This window comes from Streptomyces sp. NPDC001492 (assembly GCF_053597275.1).
In genome coordinates this window covers 1-15640 of the sequence record NZ_JBSFHW010000063.1, presented here as the reverse complement: position 1 = coordinate 15640, position 15640 = coordinate 1, and the positions used below count along the sequence as shown (strand labels likewise).

Sequence of the window (15640 nt, the reverse complement as noted above, 5' to 3'; positions counted from 1 at the left end):
CCCCCGGGATAACGCGATGTGTGTTCAGCGGTGACGCTATCGCGCTCTCCAGTTTCCCGTCCCCGGGACCCAACCCCTTGCCGTCACTCACAGTAAAACTGTGGACACGCTCCGTGTCTAGGGGTCTGCGGCTCCAATTGGGAAGAACGCGCGCCGGGTTGACGTACCCAGACGTCAGACGGTCGAACCGTCCGGATCGCGGGTCGTCCCCCGGCTGTCCAGGGTCACACGAGAACGTGGTCCACGAAGCACCAACGCCAGTTCTCGCCGGGCTCGAATGTGCGCATGATCGGGTGGCCGGAGTCCTTGTGGTGCTCCGTCGCATGCCGGCCGGGCGAGGAGTCGCAGCAGCCGACGTGGCCGCAGGTGAGACACAGCCGCAGCTGTACCGGGTGCGTGCCCGCTGCCAGACACTCCGGACATGTCTCGGTCACCGGACCGGGTTCCGGATCCGGCAGCGCGTCGGAGTGCGTGCACTGTTTCATGATTGCCAGATTACGACGGGCGTGCGGATGACCGCGCGGAAAAACGAGGGCGGGCGAGAACGATGGACGTGATGCCACTGCTGTTGCTGGTGGCGGGGAGCGCCGCGATCGCCGCGGTGGCCCGGCGCACCCCGGTGCCGGCCCCGCTGTTGCTCGTCGCGGTGGGGCTCGCCGTCTCGTACGTCCCCGGGGTCCCGGACTACACCCTCGACCCGGACATCGTGCTGCCGCTGGTGCTGCCCCCGCTGCTGCACAAGGAGGCCGTCGAGAGCTCGTACCTCGATCTGCGGGCGACGATGCGGCCGGTGGCGCTGCTGTCGGTCGGCTATGTGCTGTTCGCGACCTTCGTCGTCGGCTGGGTCGCCTATCTCGTCGTGCCGGGACTGCCCCTGCCCGCGGCGCTGGTGCTGGGCGCGGTGGTGGCGCCCACGGACGCGGTCGCCGCGGCGGCGGTCGCCCGCCGGGTGGGGCTGCCCTCCCGGATCACCACGATCCTCCAGGGCGAGTCCCTGCTGAACGACGCGACCGCGATCACCGCGTACCGGGTGGCCGTCGCGGCCGCCGTCGGGGAGGGCGCCTCCTGGATCGGCGGGATCGGCGAGTTCCTGCTGGCGGCGGTCGGCGGCGTGGTGGTCGGGCTGGTGCTGATGCTCCCGATCCACTGGCTGCGCACGCACATCAAGGAGGCGCTGCTGCAGAACACCATGTCCCTGCTGATCCCGTTCGTCGCCTACGCCGTCGCCGAGCAGGTGCACGCCTCCGGCGTCCTCGCGGTCGTGGTCGTCGCCCTCTACCTCGGGCACCGCGCGTGGGAGGTCGACTTCGCCACCCGCCTCCAGGAGGAGGCAGTGTGGAAGGTGGTCGCGTTCGTCCTGGAGTCGGCGGTGTTCGCCCTCATCGGCCTGCAACTGCCCGTGGTCCTCAAGGGCCTCGGCGAGTACGAGGGTGTGGACGCCGCCTGGTACGCGGTCGCCGTCTTCCTGGTGGTCGTCGTGACCCGGTTCGTGTGGGTGTATCCGGGGACGTTCGTGCCGCGCATGCTGTCCGCGCGGATCAGGGAACGCGAGGAAAACCCCACCTGGAGAGGGCCGATCGTCACCTCGTGGGCCGCGATGCGCGGCGTCGTCTCCCTCGCGATCGCCTTCTCGATCCCGCTCACCGTGCACGGCGGCGGCCCCTTCCCGCAGCGCAACCTCATCCTCTTCCTGACCTTCACGACGGTCATCGGGACCCTGGTGGTGCAGGGCCTCACCCTGGCGCCGGTGATCCGTCTGCTGCAGTTCCCCGGCCGGGACGCACAGGCCGAGACCCTCGCCGAGGCCAACGCCCAGGCGCAGGCCTCCCGGGTCGCCGAGCAGCGCCTCGACGAACTCCTCACCGACGAGCGCAACGCCCTCCCGCCACCCCTCGCCGACCGTCTCCGGCAGGCCCTGGAGCGCCGCCGCGACGCCGTCTGGGAACGGCTCGGCCAGACCAACCCCGTCACCGGCGAATCCGTCGACGACACCTACCGCCGGCTGTCCCGGGAGATGATCGGCGCCGAGCGCGCGATGTTCGTCAGGCTGCGGGACGGCCGCTACATCGACGACGAGATGCTGCGCACGCTGCTGCGCAGACTGGACCTGGAGGAGGCGGCGGCCTACCGGGAGACGGTCGAGGGGACCTGAGGGAAGGGCCGTCCGGTGACGACGGCCGCGACGGTCGTGCCGCGCGCGAACGCTCCCTCGTCCGCCAGGGTGACAAGTCCATACAGCAACTTGGCGACATAGAGACGCTCGACCGGCACCCCGTGACGCTTCTCGAAGTCCTCGGCGAAGGCGTCGAGTTCGCCGGGCACGCGCGCGTAGCCGCCGAAGTGGAAGCGGTCGTCGAGGGCCCATGCGCCGCACCGGCCGCCGAAAGCGCGCTCCTGGAGTTCCTGTATGTCGGCGGAGAGGAAGCCGCCCTTGAGGACGGGAACGCCGAGCGCGCGCTGACCGGGCGCCAGGCCCGCGGCCAGCCCGGCCAGCGTTCCGCCGGTACCGCACGCGATGCCGACGACATCTGCCCGCCCGCGCAGCTCCTCGCCCAGGGCCCGGCAGCCGCGCACGGCTTCGGCGTTGCTGCCGCCCTCCGGGACGACATACGCGCCCTCCGCGCCGGCCGTGCGCAGCACGCGCGCGAGGACGTCCTCTTCGGTCTTGCGGCGGTACGTCGACCTGTCGACGAAGTGCAGCCGCATCCCGTCGGCCGCGCATCGCGCAAGGGAGGGGTTGAGGGGCCGGTCGGCCAGCTCCTCGCCGCGGACCACGCCGACGGTCGGCAGCCCGAGGAGCCGGCCCGCGGCGGCCGTCGCGCGCAGATGGTTGGAGTACGCGCCGCCGAAGGTGACGACGGTGCGGCCGGCCGCGGCGGCGAGATTGGGCGCCAGCTTGCGCCACTTGTTGCCGATGAGCTCGGGGTGGATGAGGTCGTCTCGCTTGAGGAGGAGGCGGAGGCCGCGCTGAGCGAAACGGTCGTCCTCGATGTCCTGCAGGGGTGAGGGCAGCTGGGGGTGCAGGTTGCCGAGGCTGATCACGACTCCATTGTGACCGGAGTTGCTGCCAGGGGTGGGTGTCGCTCACCCGCGCCGGCGGGGTGCCGCCCTGTCACTTCAGCCGTTCGCGGATCCGCCCCCTCAGCCAGTCCATCGTGAACCCCCGCGGGTCCACCTTCCCCGGCTGCCACTCCAAGTGGCCGATCACCGACCGTTCCGTCCAGCCGTGGTGCCGGCACACCGCCGCCGCGGCCTTCTCGATGGCGTCCAGCTGGGCCGCGGGCCAGGGGTCCTCGCCGTCGCCGAGGTTCTCGCACTCGAAGCCGTAGAAGTGACGGTTGCCGTCGGTGTTCGCCTCGTTGTCCGGCGGGAGCGCCTTCTCGGCGATCACCGCACGCAGCACGTCGTCGTCCCCGAGCCCCGCGTGGTTGGCGCGGCCGTAGCCGACCAGATGGACCGTGCCGTCCTTGGTGATGACGCCGTGACAGAGGGGGCCGGGCAGGCCGGCGTAGCCGTCACGGCAGATCTCGACGGTGCGTTCGCTGCCGCTGGTGACGGTGTGGTGGATCATCACGCCGTACACCGGGCCCCAGGGGCCCTTGTGGTTGCGGTTGTGATGTTCCCAGTCGCCCACCTCGACGACGGTGAGGCCCTCCGCCCTGAGGCCGTCGAGGAAACTGCTCGCGGACATGGGTGAGGCCATGACCGCCTCCTTCTTACCCGTGCCGACGGCCGCCCGGCGCGACCGCCTGTCCAGGGGGTTGTACCGAAAGTGATGGCACCGTCACACATCGTGTTCGCGGTGAGGGAGTGGATCCGGCCATTCCGTACGTGCCGGGCTGCTGGACAGGATCCCCATTTGTGCCCAGTCGGCAGTGATCCATTCCCGCTCTTTCGGGTAATAGCACCGACACGTTCCGTGATGGAAGGCTTGCCCGCGGAGATCGACGCAGCGGCGCACATCGGCGCCGGCTGCGAGAGCGGGGAGGGCAATTCTCATATGTCGGTAGGCGAAGAGGTCCGTTCGGAGCAGGGCAAGCCGCAGCAGAGCCTCGGCACCGCTGCCGCACGGAACCTGGCCACGACGACCAAGTCGGCACCCCAGATGCAGGAGATCAGCTCGCGCTGGCTGCTGCGCACGCTGCCATGGGTGAACGTCCAGGGCGGTACGTACCGGGTCAACCGGCGACTGACCTACGCAGTGGGGGACGGCCGCATCACGTTCGTGAAGACCGGCGACCGGGTCGAGGTCATCCCGGCGGAGCTGGGCGAACTTCCCGCGCTGCGGTCGTACGAGGACGAGGAGGTGCTCGCGGAGCTCGCTCAGCGCTGCCGGCAGCAGGAGTTCGCGCCGGGCAGTGTGATCGCCTCGTTCGGCAGCCGGAGCGACGAGGTGTATCTGCTGGCGCACGGCAGGGTCGAGAAGGTCGGCACGGGCCCGTACGGCGACGACGCGGTCCTCGGGGTGCTCGCCGACGGCGCCTACTTCGGTGACGCGGCGCTGCTCGACCCGGACGCCATCTGGGAGTACACGGCCCGCGCGGACACCGCGTGCACGGTGCTGACCCTCTCCCGTCAGGACGTCGAACTGGTCGCGGAGCGCAGCGACTCCCTGCGCGAGCACCTCCAGCGGCAGCGCGCGATCCCGGAGCAGCACACCAACAAGTACGGGGAGAAGGCCGTCGACCTCGCCGCAGGCCACAGCGGCGAGCCGGACATCCCGCACACCTTCGTGGACTACGAGGCCAGGCCCCGCGAGTACGAACTGAGCATCGCCCAGACCGTGCTGCGCATCCACTCGCGCGTGGCCGACCTCTACAACCAGCCGATGAACCAGACCGAGCAGCAACTCAGGCTCACCGTGGAGGCGCTGAAGGAGCGCCAGGAGCACGAGCTGGTCAACAACCGCGAGTTCGGGCTGCTGCACAACTGCGAGTACGACCAGCGGCTCCAGCCGCACGACGGGGTGCCCAGCCCCGACGACCTGGACGAGCTGCTCAGCCGGCGGCGCGGCACCAAGCTGCTGCTCGCCCACCCGCGCGCGATCTCCGCGATCGGCCGCGAGCTCAACAAGCGCGGTCTCGTCCCCGAGACGATCGAGGTGGCCGGCAACCGCATCCCGACCTGGCGCGGTGTGCCGATCTACCCGTGCAACAAGATCCCGGTCTCCGAGGCCCGTACGAGCTCGATCATCGCCATGCGTACCGGCGAGGCCGAGCAGGGCGTCATCGGACTGCAGCAGGCCGGCATCCCGGACGAGATCGAGCCGAGCCTGTCCGTGCGCTTCATGGGCATCAACGAACAGGCGATCATCAAGTACCTGGTGACGGCGTACTACTCGGCCGCGGTCCTTGTGCCGGATGCGCTCGGTGTGCTGGAGAACGTCGAGATCGGCCGGTGGCGGTGACGTTTCTGCACCTGGGAGCCGTGTCCCCGCCCTGTGCGGCGGGTACACCCCGGTCGTATGCGCCCAGCCACAGCGGAAGCGCCACCGTCCGCGGACTGACCGAGGGAGATCCCATGGCCGAGTTCAAGACGGAGGCGAAGCAGCGCACCACGGGGGCGCAGCCGCTCGACGGGCACGAGGCGGCCGCGATCCTGGAGCGCACCCGGTCCCGCGTCGACCCCGAACTGCGCGCCGCCATCGACTCGTTGCCCGGCTCCATGCGCCGGATCGCGCTCTACCACTTCGGCTGGGAGCACGCGGACGGCACCCCGGCGGCGGGCAACGCGGGCAAGGCGATCCGTCCCGCGCTCGTCCTCACCGCGGCCGCCGCCCTCGGCGGCCCCGGCGCGCGCGAGGTGGCCAGGCGGGCGGCAGCGGCGGTGGAGCTGGTGCACAACTTCACGCTGCTGCACGACGACGTGATGGACCGGGACACCACCCGCCGGCACCGGCCCACCGCGTGGACCGTGTTCGGCGACGCCGACGCGATCCTCGCCGGGGACGCCCTGCAGGCACTGGCCTTCGGGCTGCTCGCCGAGGACCCGCACCCGGCGTCCGGGCCGGCCGCGGCCCGGCTCGCCGCCTGCGTGGTCGAGCTGTGCGCGGGCCAGCACGCGGACACGGAGATGGAGCGGCGCGGCCCCGGCGAGGTCACCCTCGACGAGGCGCTGACCATGGCCGAGGCCAAGACGGGCGCACTGCTCGGCTGCGCCTGCGCCCTGGGCGCGCTGTACGCGGGGGCGTCCGCCGAGGACGTCGAGGCACTGGACGCGTTCGGCCGCCAGGCCGGGCTCGCCTTCCAGCTCATCGACGACGTCATCGGCATATGGGGCGACCCGCACCGCACCGGAAAACCGGTCGGCGCGGACCTGATGGCACGCAAGAAGTCCCTGCCGGTGGTCGCCGCGCTCACCTCGGGCACCCCGGCGGCCTCGGCACTGGCCGAGCTGTACGACATGCCGTACGGGAAAGGGGACGAGGAGGAACTCGCGCGGACGGCTCTCGCCGTGGAACAGGCCGGCGGGCGCGACTGGGCCCAGGCCCAGGCCGCCGACCGGATGGCCCGCGCCATGCAGGAGCTGGCCCGTGCGGTTCCCGACCCGGAGGAGGCAGGCGGCCTGCTGGCGCTGGCGGAGTTCGTGACACGACGCACCGGCTGACACCGGCCCTCACAGACCCCGGAGCCCACCGGGGCGGCCGCGCGGCTCCTGACCCCGCGCGACCGCCGAGGCTCCGGCCCGGCGGGTCCCGCACATCCCCACGGTGTGCGGGGCCCGCGCCCTCCGTTCTCAAGGCTCGGTTCGCCTCCGGGGCCTCACAGCCTGTGCCGGGACACGGGCGCCCTCCGGCTCACTCGCCGGACAGCCGCCGTATAGGCTCAACAGCCGTACAGCCGAACTCGGTTGAGGTGAAAGGGCGGCACATGGGTGTGGCGATCCGGGCGGCGGACGAGGGCGACCGGGAGCTGGTCGTGCGGCTGCTGGACGAGGCCTTCCAAGGCGATCCGGTCAGCGGCTGGATCTTTCCCGGGGACGAGTACCGCCGTGCCACCCACCACCGGCTGATGGCCGCCTTCACCGGGATCGTGCTCGACGAGGGCTGGATCGACGTCACGGAGGACGGCAGCGCGTGCGCGTTGTGGCTGTCCGTGCCCGCCGCAGAGCACGAGGCCGAACAGGACGCGGCCGACGACGGGCCCGCCCAGTTGCGCGCCGCCGTCGATCCCGGGAACGAGCGCATCGAGCTGATCGCCCGCCTGACCGCGGAGATCCACCCCGCCGGACGCGCCCACGAGTACCTGTGGATGATCGGCGTGGCTCCGGAGCGCCAGGGCGAGGGGATCGGCGGCGCGCTCGTCCAGCACGTCCTCGACCGCTGCGACCGCGTGGGTCTGCCCGCCTACCTGGAGGCGAGCAGCGCCCGCAGCCGCGCGCTGTACGAGCGCCTCGGCTTCCAGCTCACCGGCCGCCCCCTCGACCTGCCGAACGGCCCGCAGATGTGGCCGATGTGGCGGGAGCCCCGCGGCTGACCCGCCGCTTCGGCGGCCGCTGCCTCTGCGGCACGACCGTCGCCACGACCACGCTCGGCAACGGTGTCCCCGTCCGCAACCACGCGCGCCGGCGCCGACCGGCCTACGCTGAGGGCATGGACAGCTCAGAACACGTCTGTCCGGTGTGCGGACAGCCTGTGGACACGGTCGTCAAGCGCCACAAGACCCTGGGCGCGTGGGTCCCGGTCTGGGTGCCGGGCCCCTGTCGCAACCCCGAGTGCGAGGCGTACGCCGCCGAAGGCGCCCAACCGGACCAGGAGCCCGGAGAACCCGCCGCGAAGAATTCCTGAGCCCCGTGTCGAGAATCCCGGCCCGGCTCCGACGTCCCCCGTGAGAGCCGCTGCCACGGGCGGCGCGAGCCGAAGGAGCAGAGTCATGAAGTACCTGGTCATGGTGCAGTGCACACAGGCGGACTACGAGGGCATGCAGGGCAAGGCCAGTGCGACCTCCCCGGCCTGGAGCCAGGAGGAGGTCCAGGCCATGTACGCCTTCATGGGTGCCCTCAACGACGATCTGGCCGAGACCGGCGAGATGATCGACGGACAGGGCCTGACCGAGCCGGCGAGGACCAGGCTGGTGGGCCTCGGCGAGGACGGCAAGCCCGTGATCACCGACGGCCCGTACAGCGAGACCAAGGAGCTGCTGGCCGGCTACTGGGTCCTGGACTGCGCGAGCCTGGAGCGGGTCACGGAGATCGCCGAGCGCATCATCCAGTGCCCCATGCCCGCCGGGGCCACCAACTACCCCGTGGTGATCCGGCCCATCGACAGCGGCTCCGCGGACGTCTGAGCATCCATGGGCACGACCGTCGAGGTCGAGGACCTGCTGCGCCTGCACGCGCCGCAGGTCCTCGGCGCGCTGGTCAGGCGGTACGGGCATTTCGACGCCGCCGAGGACGCCGTACAGGAGGCACTGCTGGCCGCGGCCGGGCAGTGGCCCTCGGCGGGCGTGCCGGACAACCCGCGCGGCTGGCTGATCAAGGTGGCCTCGCGGAGGCTGACGGACGTGCTGAGGTCGGAGCAGGCGCGGCGGGCGCGGGAGGAGAAGGCGGCGGCGCTGACCTCACGTCTCGCGACCGGCCCGGACCGGGCGCCCCGTGAGGACGACCCCCTCACGCTGCTGTTCCTGTGCTGTCACCCGGACCTCACCCCGCCCGCCCAGATCGCGCTCACCCTGCGGGCGGTCGGCGGTCTGACGACGGCGGAGATCGCCCGTGCGTATCTGGTGCCCGAGGCGACGATGGCGCAGCGGATCAGCCGGGCCAAGCAGAAGGTGCGTGGCCTGCGCTTCGGACGGCCGGAGCACTGGGAGAAGCGCCTGCCCGCCGTCCTGCACACGCTCTACCTGATCTTCAACGAGGGCTATACGGCGACGTCCGGAGCGGCCCTGCAGCGCCGTGAACTGGCCGGCGAGGCGATCCGGCTGGCCCGTACCGTCCACCGCCTGCTGCCCCAGGACGGCGAGGTGGCCGGTCTGCTGGCCCTGATGCTGCTCACCGACGCCCGCCGCGACGCCCGCACCGGACCGCACGGCGAGCTCGTCTCCCTCGACGAACAGGACCGCACCCGCTGGGACAGGGCCGCGATCGAGGAGGGCGTCGCCCTGGTCACCCGGGCGCTGTCCCGGGGCTGCGCCGGCCCCTACCAGGTGCGCGCGGCCATCGCCGCCGTGCACGACGAGGCGCCGTCCGCGCAGGCGACCGACTGGCAGGAGATCCTCGGCCTCTACGACGTGCTGGTCCGCCTGGTCCCGGGCCCCGTCGAACGCCTCAACCGCGCCGTGGCCGTCGCCATGGTGCACGGCCCGCAGGCCGGACTCGCCGAACTCGACCTGCTGGAACCCGGCTTGGGCCACCGCCTCGACGCGGTCCGCGGCCACCTTCTGGAGCGCGCCGGGGCGTACGAGCAGGCCCGCGCCGCCTACGAGTCGGCGGCCGTCGGGACGCTGAGCCTGCCCGAACAGCGCTATCTGCGGGGGCGGGCCGCACGGTTGAGGCCATAACGTGGGTCCATGACAAGCGGGTTGGGGGGATCGGGACGCCGTGCGTGGCGGTGGGCCGTGGTGGTGTGGATGATCGCTGTGGCCGTCGCGGGAGGGCTCACCCTGTGGCTGCAGGACTCCGCGGAACCGCCGCCGCCGGCCCGCTGGGAGCGGGCAGATCCCTCAGGAGAGCCGGCCGCCCCGCTGCTGAAGGCCACCGCGTGCCCGCACGAGGACGGGGCCACGGTCGCCGCGTGCGTTCGTGCGTGGCCCTAGGAACCGCGAGCCCCCTGCGCGGGCAGCCCGCCCGTCTCCGGGTCCCGCCTTGTGAGGCAGTACGTGCCGCCCGCCGGGTCCCGCATCACCGTCCAGTGGGTGCCGCGGGCGACCAGCCGCGCTCCGACGCGTTCGTGGGCGGCGCGGGTCGCCTCGATGTCGGCGCATGCCAGGTCCGGATGGGCGCCGGCGGGGCGTTCCTGGCCGAGACGCTGGAGGAGGATGCGGATCGGGAGGCCCGCCGGCGGCGTGAGCACATGGAACTCGGGGAGCGAGCCCGGCCGTGACTGCCACTCGGGCAACAGGGCGCTCCAGAAGGCGACTTCGGCCTCGTACGCGGAAGGCGCGATGTCGAGGCAGACCTGGTCGAGGCGGCTGCCCCGCACGACGGGCGGACGCGTCGCCTCCGCGCGCCACGGCATGGTGCACAGCTGCTGTCCCGCGGGAGACCGCAGCACGGCCCACGCACCGTGATCGGCGACCACCTCGGCCCCGAGAGCCACCGCCGACCGCATGAACTCGCGTTCGTCGGCCACCGGGAAGTCCAGATGAGCACCGCCCGGCCCCGAGGCGACCCCCTGCACCTTGACGCAGGCGTCGGCCCCGTCGTGCAGAAGGGTCGCGAACTCCTTGTTCTCGCCGCGGAGTTCGGAAAGGCGCGACCCCGTGACGGCCGTCCAGAACTCGCAGGCGGCCGAGAAGGATCCGATCGGCCGGTCCATGAACGCGTAGGTCCACAGGACCTGCCGGTTCATCCCTTCCGCTCCATGAACCGCAGCATGTTCCCCGCCGGATCCCGGAACGCGCAGTCCCGGACCCCGTACGGCATGTCCGTCGGCTCCTGGAGCACCTCGGCGCCGGACTCCTGGACGCGGGCGAAGAGGGCGTCGCAGTCCTCGGTGGTGAAGTTGACCCCGCGCAGCACGCCCTTGGCCAGCAGCTGCTCCATCGCCTCACGGTCGGCGGGGGAGAGGTCGGGGTTGGCGGCAGGCGGCTCCAGGACGATCGACACGTCCGGCTGCAGCGGCGACCCCACGGTCGTCCACCGCATCCCCTCGTACTTGACGTCGTTGCGGATCTCCAGGCCCAGGACGTCGCAGTAGAAGGCGATCGCCTTGTCGTGGTCGTCGACGGCGATGAAACAGGTGTGCAGTTTCAGGTCCATGGGTCCAACCTAAGGTCGTTCACGGCCTCATGTCCGTCTGGGACGCGTGTACGCGCGCACCACGCACGGCGGGATCTCCGCGCTCTCCTCGTGCGAGCGGGCCCGGTAGGAACTCGGCGTCTCGCCCACCAGTTCGGTGAAACGGGCGCTGAAGGAGCCCAGCGAGGTACAGCCCACCGCCATGCAGACCTCCGTGACGGTGAGGTCGCCACGCCGCAGCAGGGTCTTGGCGCGTTCGATGCGGCGCGTCATGAGATAGCCGTACGGGGTCTCGCCGTACGCCTCGCGGAAGCTGCGCTGGAAGTGCCCCGGCGACATCAGGGCGGTGCCCGCGAGAGCGGCCACGTCGAGGGGCTCGGCGTACTCCCGGTCCATACGGTCGCGGGCCTGTCGCAGGCGTACCAGATCCTCACGGTTCACCACGTCAGCATCGCACGACCCTCACCGGCCGGGCGCCGGGTTCTGGCACGGGCTTTGCCTTGAGTTCGCCTGCCGTATGAAAGCGCTTGTTCCCCTGAGGGAATGGACCACATCACGTTCCTCGTGGCGGTAGTCGTCGTCACGGCCCTGGCGTTCGACTTCACCAACGGATTCCACGACACCGCCAACGCGATGGCCACCTCCATCGCCACCGGCGCACTCAAGCCGAGAACAGCGGTGCTCGTCAGCGGAGTGCTCAACATCGTCGGAGCCTTCCTGTCCACCGAGGTCGCCAAGACCATCTCCGGCGGCATCGTGGACGACACCCTCGTCACTCCGGGGATGATCTTCGCGGGGCTGGTCGGGGCGATCCTGTGGAACCTGCTGACCTGGCTGGTCGGACTGCCCTCCAGCTCCTCGCACGCTCTGTTCGGAGGGCTGATCGGCGCCGTGTGGGTGGGCGCGGGATCCCAGGGCGTGCACTTCGACAAGGTCGTCGAGAAGGTGCTGATCCCGGCGGTGGCCTCGCCGGTCGTGGCCGGAGTCGCGGCCCTGATCGCCACCTACCTCGCCTACAAGCTCACCGCCCGCGGCCGCAAGGACTCCGTCACCAAGGGCTTCCGCCTCGGCCAGATCGCGTCGGCCTCGCTGGTCTCGCTCGCCCACGGCACCAACGACGCACAGAAGACCATGGGCATCATCACGCTGACCCTGATCTCCGCCGGCGCCCTCGGCCACGACGCCGGCCCGCCGGTCTGGGTGATCGCCTCCGCCGGTCTCGCCATCGGCCTCGGCACCTATCTGGGCGGCTGGCGGATCATCCGCACCATGGGCAAGGGCCTCACCGAGATCCAGTCCCCGCAGGGCTTCGCCGCCGAGACGGCCTCCACGACCGTCATCCTCACCTCCGCCCACCTCGGCTTCGCCCTGTCCACCACCCAGGTCGCCTCCGGCTCCATCCTCGGCGCGGGCCTCGGCCGGCGCCTCGCCGAGGTCCGCTGGGGCGTCGCGGGCCGCATGGTCGCCGCCTGGCTGATCACGCTGCCCTCGGCCGCGCTGGTCGGCGGTGTCTCCGCGAGCGTGGTCAAGCACGGCGGCAACCTCGGCACGGTCGTCGTCGCGCTGGTCGGGGCCGCCGTCGCCACCGGCATCGTCCTCGTCTCCCGCCGCAACCCGGTGCACGCGAGCAACGTCAACGACGCCCACGAAGTCACCCTCCGCACCGAACCGCCGGCCCGCGTCGGCACGGCCGCCTGAAACACGGGGAGTTCGCATCATGAACCTCGACTGGAACGCACTCGGCCAGGTCACCGCGGTGAGCGTCGGCGTCACCGTCGCCGTGGTCGTCGTCTTCGCCCTCGGCGTCCTCGGCCTCGCCCGCTTCGAAGGGGCCCGCGAGGACGGCGGCGGGACCTCGTCCCTCGGCCTCGCCCAGGCGGGCCTGTGCTTCCTCGCCTGTGCGGCCGTGGTGGCGTACGGGATCTATCTGATCGTGCCGCAGTTCCACTGAGACCCACGAAGGACATCGGGATGACGACGCCACCCCTGCCGGTCGATCTGAAGGTCGACTACACCGACCCCGACGACCCGGTGCTCATCCGCCCGGACGGCAGCCCGATCGACACCTGGCGGGAGAACTACCCGTACGGGCACCGCATGGAGCGCAAGGAGTACGACTGGCACAAGCGGCTCCAGCAGATCGAACTGCTCAAGCTGCAGAGCTGGATCAAGGAGACCGGCCGCCGGCTCGTCATCGTCTTCGAGGGACGGGACGCGGCCGGCAAGGGCGGCACCATCAAACGCTTCACCGAGCACCTCAACCCGCGCGGTGCCCGGGTGGTGGCCCTGGAGAAGCCGACCGAGCGCGAGCGCGGTCAGTGGTACTTCCAGCGCTACGTCGAACACCTGCCGACCGCGGGCGAGATCGTGCTGTTCGACCGCTCCTGGTACAACCGGGCGGGCGTCGAACGGGTCATGGGCTTCTGCTCGGAGGACGAGTACCGGCGCTTCATGCGCCAGGCGCCCGCCTTCGAGCGGATGCTCGTGGACGACGGCGTCGACCTGATCAAGTTCTGGTTCTCGGTCTCCCAGGGCGAACAGCGCACCCGCTTCACCATCCGTCAGGTCGACCCCGTACGGCAGTGGAAGCTCAGCCCCATGGACCTGGCCTCCCTGGACCGCTGGGACGACTACACGGCCGCGAAGGTCGCCATGTTCCGCGAGACGGACACGGAGCACGCGCCCTGGACGGTGGTCAAGAGCAACGACAAGAAACGGGCCCGCGTCGAGGCCATGCGCAGCGTGCTCGCCCGCTTCGACTACACCGGCAAGGACGAGGAGGTCGTCGGCAGCCCCGATCCGCGGATCGTGGGGGCGGCGGCGGGCCTGCTGGAGGTGGGGGAGGACGACGACGGAGGTCTGGTGGGCGGTCGCTAGGGTGGCGGCCGCCGGCGAAGCCCTCGGCACGGGAGAAGCCGAAGGGGCCAGGCCGCTGCCGGCCGGACCCCTTCGGAATGCCCGTGGACCTGCGATGGTGCACCGATGGCGGGTCCACGCGAACGGGGCGTTCGTCAGGCCTTCTTGGTCTCCTAGTAATGGGCCTGGTTGGTGACCTGCGGCGTTGGGTGCCGCAGGTCGCTGAGCTGCCCATTTGGTGATGGCGGGCGATGGGGTGCGACGGTCCTGATCGGGTGTCCTGCGGACTGTGTGCGGACCAGGGGCGCGCCGGCCCGTGCGCTCGAGCAGTGCGACGGTGGCATCGGTGATGTCCAGGTGGGACGCCAGGAGACGGGAAAGTCGGCCCGGGTCGGGTAGGGCAGCACACCGCGTTCACGGACCGAATCGATGACGTACGGCACCTCACCGCTGTCGGCCAGGAACCGGCGGCCAGTGTCGCGGCAGCACCGCCGACGGCGTGATCGATCGGGAAGCCGCTGGTGGAGAACATGACGCGCGCCGGCCGGGCCGCTCGGACGGCGGTGAGGAACCCGCAGCGTCAAAGATCTCCGGATGGTGTCACCGGCCGGCTTCGGCTCGGCCCTGCGCCCGTTGGAACGCGGTCAGCGGATCTCCTTCGAACCGCCAGGGCCAGGTGGTGACCGCACCGCCGATGGCCCGGAAGACGGGAAGGGCCTCACGGTGGCGATCGGCGGACATCAGCGCGTAGGCGAGCGTATTGAGGTCGGCAAGCACAGCTGCATGGCTGAGGAACGAGGGCTGTGTCCAGTGCTGCGAGGCACGGTCGAGCGCTGCTGTGACATACACATCGGTCCAGTAGGTGCGTGCCATGAGACCCTCCACTCCTCCCCGGGCCCGGATCGATTGATAGTGCAGCACTTGGGAGGTGAGTTCCGTAGCCGCGCAGGGCGCATTGGCGGGCATGCGCGACCGGAGGGAGTCGACGAACTCCAGTACCTGCAGTCGCGAACCGGCCTCGTCCGGAGTCAGATAGCGCATCATGCTCAGGTAGGCATCGCGGTTCCAGCGGTCGCGGAGCAGTAGCTCGTTCCAGACGTAGAAGGTTTCAGCTGCGCGGTGGCGCTCCAGGCGCGCCAGCTCCAGCAGGACGATCCACGGGGTGGGGTCCAGCGGGGCGAGATCCGCAGCGCGCAGGCAGTTCGCGCTTGCTCGCGAGGCACCTCCCGCATTCCCCGTTGCACGCGCCCGGAAGACCTCGGACCAGGCGTGCAGGACAAGGGCAGTGGCGCTGTCCGGCTCCCGCTCAGCCCACCTCGAGGGCACCGGCGTATCCGCCAGGAAATGCGCCAGGACCGCCAGACGGAACGTGTGGCGGTCCCAGTCCTGGGAGTGGTGCTTCAGGAGGTCGGCGATCTGCACCACGCGCAGATCCGTGCTCGCGATCGCGCCCGATCGCGTCGTGGTGCGCAGCGACTTGAGAAGCTTCCCAAGGTGCACGTCGTCAAGCTCCAGGACGATGCGGGAGGCCTTGCGGCGAGTCGACAGGAATGACATGCGGGGCAACCTAGGAGAGTGGGGACTCGGGCAAGACCTGCTCGCTGATCGTCACGCGATGCGCAGGAAGCAAAGCGGTCCCGGGTGCGGTTCCGCATCAGCGGTCCGGGTCGTATCGGGCGGCGGCGGTGCGGGGGAGCGCACCACCGCCGCCGGTCGAGGGCAGGCTGTCGCCCTACAGCGCCCGGTCCCTAGGACGGGGTGACTTCATGCGTACTGTTCCGCCCCACTCGCTGGCGGACCAGCGCGAAGCCGACCACGCCGATGGCCACCAGGGTGGACAGGACCACCTGGTCGCGTCCGCCGCCGTCGGCCGTGTCGGTGAGCATGT

18 protein-coding genes are annotated in these 15640 nt (G+C 71.0%); 11 read left to right on the top strand and 7 right to left on the bottom strand.

The window, feature by feature from the left end; translation table 11 throughout:
• Positions 1 to 224 precede the first annotated feature (224 nt).
• Positions 225 to 485, bottom strand: coding sequence for a UBP-type zinc finger domain-containing protein (locus ACWC1K_RS45340; protein WP_450839466.1), 261 nt, complete (start codon positions 483 to 485; stop codon positions 225 to 227).
• A gap of 62 nt (positions 486 to 547) precedes the next feature.
• Here ACWC1K_RS45340 and ACWC1K_RS45335 point away from each other — a divergent pair, with 62 nt between their 5' ends.
• Positions 548 to 2152 (top strand): Na+/H+ antiporter, encoded by a 1605-nt coding sequence (locus ACWC1K_RS45335; RefSeq protein ID WP_450839464.1) that lies wholly within the window; start codon positions 548 to 550, stop codon positions 2150 to 2152.
• Here ACWC1K_RS45335 and ACWC1K_RS45330 read toward each other — a convergent pair.
• Together ACWC1K_RS45330 and ACWC1K_RS45325 are read right to left on the bottom strand one after the other, a co-directional pair.
• Positions 2125 to 3042, bottom strand: coding sequence for a 1-aminocyclopropane-1-carboxylate deaminase/D-cysteine desulfhydrase (locus ACWC1K_RS45330; RefSeq protein ID WP_450839462.1), 918 nt, complete (start codon positions 3040 to 3042; stop codon positions 2125 to 2127). The two genes, ACWC1K_RS45335 and ACWC1K_RS45330, sit on opposite strands and share 28 nt — an antisense overlap.
• Positions 3043 to 3112: 70 nt before the next feature.
• Positions 3113 to 3703 (bottom strand): N-acetylmuramoyl-L-alanine amidase, encoded by a 591-nt coding sequence (locus tag ACWC1K_RS45325; protein WP_450839461.1) that lies wholly within the window; start codon positions 3701 to 3703, stop codon positions 3113 to 3115.
• A 297-nt stretch (positions 3704 to 4000) separates the two neighbouring features.
• On the opposite strand from ACWC1K_RS45325, the gene ACWC1K_RS45320 reads away from it, so the two are divergent.
• From ACWC1K_RS45320 to ACWC1K_RS45290, 7 genes are all read left to right on the top strand, one after another.
• Entirely contained in the window at positions 4001 to 5407 is a 1407-nt protein-coding gene (locus ACWC1K_RS45320) for a family 2B encapsulin nanocompartment shell protein (protein WP_450839506.1), read from the top strand.
• 113 nt (positions 5408 to 5520) lie between these two features.
• Positions 5521 to 6606, top strand: a complete 1086-nt coding sequence (locus ACWC1K_RS45315) for a family 2 encapsulin nanocompartment cargo protein polyprenyl transferase (protein WP_450839459.1) — start codon at positions 5521 to 5523, stop codon at positions 6604 to 6606.
• Positions 6607 to 6869: 263 nt separating this feature from the next.
• The gene (locus tag ACWC1K_RS45310; protein WP_450839457.1) at positions 6870 to 7475 is read left to right on the top strand and encodes a GNAT family N-acetyltransferase; all 606 of its coding nucleotides are present in this window, start codon (positions 6870 to 6872) and stop codon (positions 7473 to 7475) included.
• Positions 7476 to 7591: 116 nt separating this feature from the next.
• Positions 7592 to 7786 (top strand): hypothetical protein, encoded by a 195-nt coding sequence (locus ACWC1K_RS45305; protein ID WP_450839456.1) that lies wholly within the window; start codon positions 7592 to 7594, stop codon positions 7784 to 7786.
• An 85-nt stretch (positions 7787 to 7871) separates the two neighbouring features.
• A complete protein-coding gene (locus ACWC1K_RS45300) occupies positions 7872 to 8285 on the top strand; it encodes a YciI family protein (RefSeq protein WP_450839455.1) in 414 nt (137 codons plus the stop codon).
• 6 nt (positions 8286 to 8291) lie between these two features.
• Complete coding sequence (locus tag ACWC1K_RS45295; protein ID WP_450839453.1) at positions 8292 to 9497, top strand: RNA polymerase sigma factor; 1206 nt, start codon at positions 8292 to 8294, stop codon at positions 9495 to 9497.
• Between the two features lie 9 nt (positions 9498 to 9506).
• Entirely contained in the window at positions 9507 to 9752 is a 246-nt protein-coding gene (locus ACWC1K_RS45290) for a hypothetical protein (RefSeq protein WP_450839451.1), read from the top strand.
• Here the strand turns inward: ACWC1K_RS45290 and ACWC1K_RS45285 are convergent.
• The 3 genes from ACWC1K_RS45285 to ACWC1K_RS45275 are packed head-to-tail and all read right to left on the bottom strand — an operon-like array spanning position 9749 to position 11337.
• Positions 9749 to 10507 (bottom strand): VOC family protein, encoded by a 759-nt coding sequence (locus ACWC1K_RS45285; RefSeq protein ID WP_450839450.1) that lies wholly within the window; start codon positions 10505 to 10507, stop codon positions 9749 to 9751. The two genes, ACWC1K_RS45290 and ACWC1K_RS45285, sit on opposite strands and share 4 nt — an antisense overlap.
• Positions 10504 to 10917 carry a VOC family protein gene (locus ACWC1K_RS45280; protein ID WP_450839449.1) on the bottom strand — a complete coding sequence of 138 codons (414 nt, stop codon included), beginning with the start codon at positions 10915 to 10917 and terminating at the stop codon, positions 10504 to 10506. The genes ACWC1K_RS45285 and ACWC1K_RS45280 overlap by 4 nt, the downstream gene beginning before the upstream one ends.
• Positions 10918 to 10944: 27 nt before the next feature.
• Entirely contained in the window at positions 10945 to 11337 is a 393-nt protein-coding gene (locus tag ACWC1K_RS45275) for a helix-turn-helix domain-containing protein (RefSeq protein ID WP_115913281.1), read from the bottom strand.
• 102 nt (positions 11338 to 11439) lie between these two features.
• Between ACWC1K_RS45275 and ACWC1K_RS45270 the strand changes: the two genes are divergently transcribed.
• From ACWC1K_RS45270 to ppk2, 3 genes are read left to right on the top strand one after another with little or no spacing between them, the layout of a single operon-like run.
• The gene (locus tag ACWC1K_RS45270; RefSeq protein ID WP_450839448.1) at positions 11440 to 12594 is read left to right on the top strand and encodes an anion permease; all 1155 of its coding nucleotides are present in this window, start codon (positions 11440 to 11442) and stop codon (positions 12592 to 12594) included.
• Positions 12595 to 12613: 19 nt separating this feature from the next.
• Positions 12614 to 12847 (top strand): hypothetical protein, encoded by a 234-nt coding sequence (locus ACWC1K_RS45265; protein WP_344405333.1) that lies wholly within the window; start codon positions 12614 to 12616, stop codon positions 12845 to 12847.
• Positions 12848 to 12867: 20 nt separating this feature from the next.
• Positions 12868 to 13773, top strand: a complete 906-nt coding sequence (ppk2, locus tag ACWC1K_RS45260) for a polyphosphate kinase 2 (protein WP_450839447.1) — start codon at positions 12868 to 12870, stop codon at positions 13771 to 13773.
• 579 nt (positions 13774 to 14352) lie between these two features.
• Here ppk2 and ACWC1K_RS45255 read toward each other — a convergent pair.
• Positions 14353 to 15309, bottom strand: coding sequence for a hypothetical protein (locus ACWC1K_RS45255; protein WP_450839445.1), 957 nt, complete (start codon positions 15307 to 15309; stop codon positions 14353 to 14355).
• Positions 15310 to 15640 lie beyond the last annotated feature (331 nt).

Bases quoted from the DNA above. Each gene is read 5' to 3' on its own strand.
- ACWC1K_RS45255 (WP_450839445.1), bottom strand. From the start codon at position 15,309: ATGTCATTCCTGTCGACTCGCCGCAAGGCCTCCCGCATCGTCCTGGAG.
- ACWC1K_RS45280 (WP_450839449.1), bottom strand. From the start codon at position 10,917: ATGGACCTGAAACTGCACACCTGTTTCATCGCCGTCGACGACCACGAC.
- ACWC1K_RS45325 (WP_450839461.1), bottom strand. From the start codon at position 3,703: ATGGCCTCACCCATGTCCGCGAGCAGTTTCCTCGACGGCCTCAGGGCG.
- ACWC1K_RS45315 (WP_450839459.1), top strand. From the start codon at position 5,521: ATGGCCGAGTTCAAGACGGAGGCGAAGCAGCGCACCACGGGGGCGCAG.
- ACWC1K_RS45335 (WP_450839464.1), top strand. From the start codon at position 548: ATGGACGTGATGCCACTGCTGTTGCTGGTGGCGGGGAGCGCCGCGATC.
- ACWC1K_RS45270 (WP_450839448.1), top strand. From the start codon at position 11,440: ATGGACCACATCACGTTCCTCGTGGCGGTAGTCGTCGTCACGGCCCTG.
- ACWC1K_RS45290 (WP_450839451.1), top strand. From the start codon at position 9,507: ATGACAAGCGGGTTGGGGGGATCGGGACGCCGTGCGTGGCGGTGGGCC.
- ACWC1K_RS45340 (WP_450839466.1), bottom strand. From the start codon at position 485: ATGAAACAGTGCACGCACTCCGACGCGCTGCCGGATCCGGAACCCGGT.
- ACWC1K_RS45320 (WP_450839506.1), top strand. From the start codon at position 4,001: ATGTCGGTAGGCGAAGAGGTCCGTTCGGAGCAGGGCAAGCCGCAGCAG.
- ACWC1K_RS45305 (WP_450839456.1), top strand. From the start codon at position 7,592: ATGGACAGCTCAGAACACGTCTGTCCGGTGTGCGGACAGCCTGTGGAC.
- ACWC1K_RS45295 (WP_450839453.1), top strand. From the start codon at position 8,292: ATGGGCACGACCGTCGAGGTCGAGGACCTGCTGCGCCTGCACGCGCCG.
- ACWC1K_RS45265 (WP_344405333.1), top strand. From the start codon at position 12,614: ATGAACCTCGACTGGAACGCACTCGGCCAGGTCACCGCGGTGAGCGTC.
- ACWC1K_RS45285 (WP_450839450.1), bottom strand. From the start codon at position 10,507: ATGAACCGGCAGGTCCTGTGGACCTACGCGTTCATGGACCGGCCGATC.
- ppk2 (WP_450839447.1), top strand. From the start codon at position 12,868: ATGACGACGCCACCCCTGCCGGTCGATCTGAAGGTCGACTACACCGAC.
- ACWC1K_RS45300 (WP_450839455.1), top strand. From the start codon at position 7,872: ATGAAGTACCTGGTCATGGTGCAGTGCACACAGGCGGACTACGAGGGC.
- ACWC1K_RS45310 (WP_450839457.1), top strand. From the start codon at position 6,870: ATGGGTGTGGCGATCCGGGCGGCGGACGAGGGCGACCGGGAGCTGGTC.